Source organism: Allobosea sp. Tri-44 (assembly GCF_004123845.1).
Classification (GTDB): Bacteria; Pseudomonadota; Alphaproteobacteria; order Rhizobiales; family Beijerinckiaceae; genus Allobosea.
Genome location: NZ_NBDP01000009.1, coordinates 1 through 1,984, shown reverse-complemented (window position 1 = coordinate 1,984; position 1,984 = coordinate 1). Strand labels below are relative to the sequence as shown.

At 68.2% G+C, this 1,984-nt stretch carries 2 protein-coding genes; both read right to left on the bottom strand.

Annotated elements, in window-relative coordinates:
- Positions 1-1,199: acetate--CoA ligase family protein (locus B6S44_RS09320; RefSeq protein ID WP_206735117.1), on the bottom strand; the 1,199-nt coding region annotated here is incomplete at its 3' end.
- Positions 1,200-1,202: 3 nt separating this feature from the next.
- Positions 1,203-1,973: an enoyl-CoA hydratase/isomerase family protein gene (locus B6S44_RS09315; protein WP_129156643.1), complete on the bottom strand. Its 771-nt coding sequence runs from the start codon at positions 1,971-1,973 to the stop codon at positions 1,203-1,205.
- Positions 1,974-1,984 lie beyond the last annotated feature (11 nt).

Below are 1,984 nucleotides of genomic sequence, written 5' to 3'. Positions count from 1 at the left end.
TCGCTCTTGGTGTCGGAAGAGAGATTGACCAGGTTCCAGAAGGTCAGCCCCTGCCGGATGTTGAGCGGGAAGGGCATATGGTTGGCCTTGTTCGCCACCTTCATCGGTTCGCGGCTCATCAGGAACGTGATGTCGACCGGGTTGCCGTCGAGCGCGCCGTGGCCCTCTGGCATCGCCTGCTTCAGCCTCGCGACCGTCTCTTCGTCGGGAACCGGCGCATCGAAGCCGGTCAGCCCGAGGCTGTCCGCGACCAGTGTGCCCGCCCCGCCCGTCGAGGTCAGCACCGCCACGCGCCGCCCCTTGAGTACGGGCTGCGTCGCCAGCGCGGCCGGCACGTCGACGAGATCGCCGAAGCTCTGGGCGCGAATGACACCGAGGTCACGGAAGAAGGCGTCATAGGTTCGGTCCGATCCGGCCATCGCCCCGGTATGAGAGGCGGCGGCGCGCGCACCGGCGTCCGAGCGGCCAATTTTGAGCGCGACGATCGGCTTGCCGGCCGCGCGCGCCTTAGCCGCAGCGCGGCGGAAGGTGTCAGGATTGCGGATCGTCTCGATGTAGAGCGCGATCACCGAGGTCTGAGCGTCGTCGGCGAGGTAGTCGATGAAGTCGGCGATTTCTAGATCGGCCTCGTTGCTGGTGGCCACGAGTTTGGATAGGCCGATGCCACGGGCCGCGGCGCGCGACAGGAGCGCCCCCAGGATGCCGCCGCTCTGCGAGACCACCCCGACGGGCCCCTTCTGGAACTGGCCGGCGGCGAGAGCGCCGCTTGCCGAGAGCGGCACGCCGTCGCTGACATTGACGAGGCCGATCGTGTTCGGGCCGAGGATGCGCATGGGACCCGCCGCCTCGAGCAGCTCGGCCTGCCGGCTTCTGCCGTCCGCGCCGGATTCGCCGAAGCCGCTCGCCAGCACGATGGCGTAGCGCGTGCCCTTGGCGGCGAGATCGCGGACCACCTCGACCGTGCGCGCCGCACCGAGCAGGACCATTGCGACGTCGGGTTTCGAGGGCAGCGCGTCGATGCTGCCATAGCAGCGCAGTCCGTCGATCTCGCCGACGCGCGGATTGACCGGATAAATCTCGCCCCCGAAAGCCTGCTGCCGCAGGAACCGGATCGGCAGACCGGAGGTCTTGGTGGCATCCGTCGAGGCGCCGACGACGGCGACGCTGCGGGGGCGGAACAGGGTCTCGATCGCGCTCATCGCTCAGGCTCCCATCTTCGCGAGGAAGGCGAGCACGGACTCGCGGTGTTCGCTGCTCGTGTAGCAGATGCCCTGGGACTGGCTGGCGCGCTGGAAGATCTCCTCGGCGCTGCTCTCCAGAGAGCGGTTCAGGATCATCTTACCGAGGGCCAGCGCGGTGCCGGATCCTTGCGAGAGCTCGCGGGCCCAGGCCTGCGCCTCGTCGAGCAGCGTCTCCGAGCTGCTGACGCGATCGGCGATGCCGAGCGCCAGCGCCTCATCGACGTTAACGCGCCGGCCGGTGAAGATCAGCTCCTTGGCACGCGCCAGGCCGACGCGCCGCGGCAGGAAGTACATTCCGCCGCCATCCGGAATCAGGCCACGCTGGATATAAGACCAAGCGAAATGCGCATGTGGTCCCGCGATGACAAAGTCGCAGGCAAGGGCAGTGTCCGCGCCAAGGCCGGCGGCGGCACCGTTGACCGCGGCGATTGTCGGCTTCGGCATGTTCACCAGCAGGCTCACCGTGTGGTGCACGCGCTGCTGACGGCTCCAGCCGTTGAAGCCGACCTCTCCTGCCGGCGCCTCCATGCGCCGTTTCACCCCGGCGATGTCACCGCCTGCGCAGAAGCCCTTGCCGGCGCCGGTCAGCACAAGCGCCCTGACCGAGCGATCCGCGGCGATCTCCGCGAGATGGTCGATGAAGGCGGTGCGCATGTCGTCGCTCATGGCGTTGCGCTTGTCAGGCCGGTTGAGCGTCAGGGTGGCGACGCCGTCGGCGACGCTCTTCAGGATGAAGTCGGTTG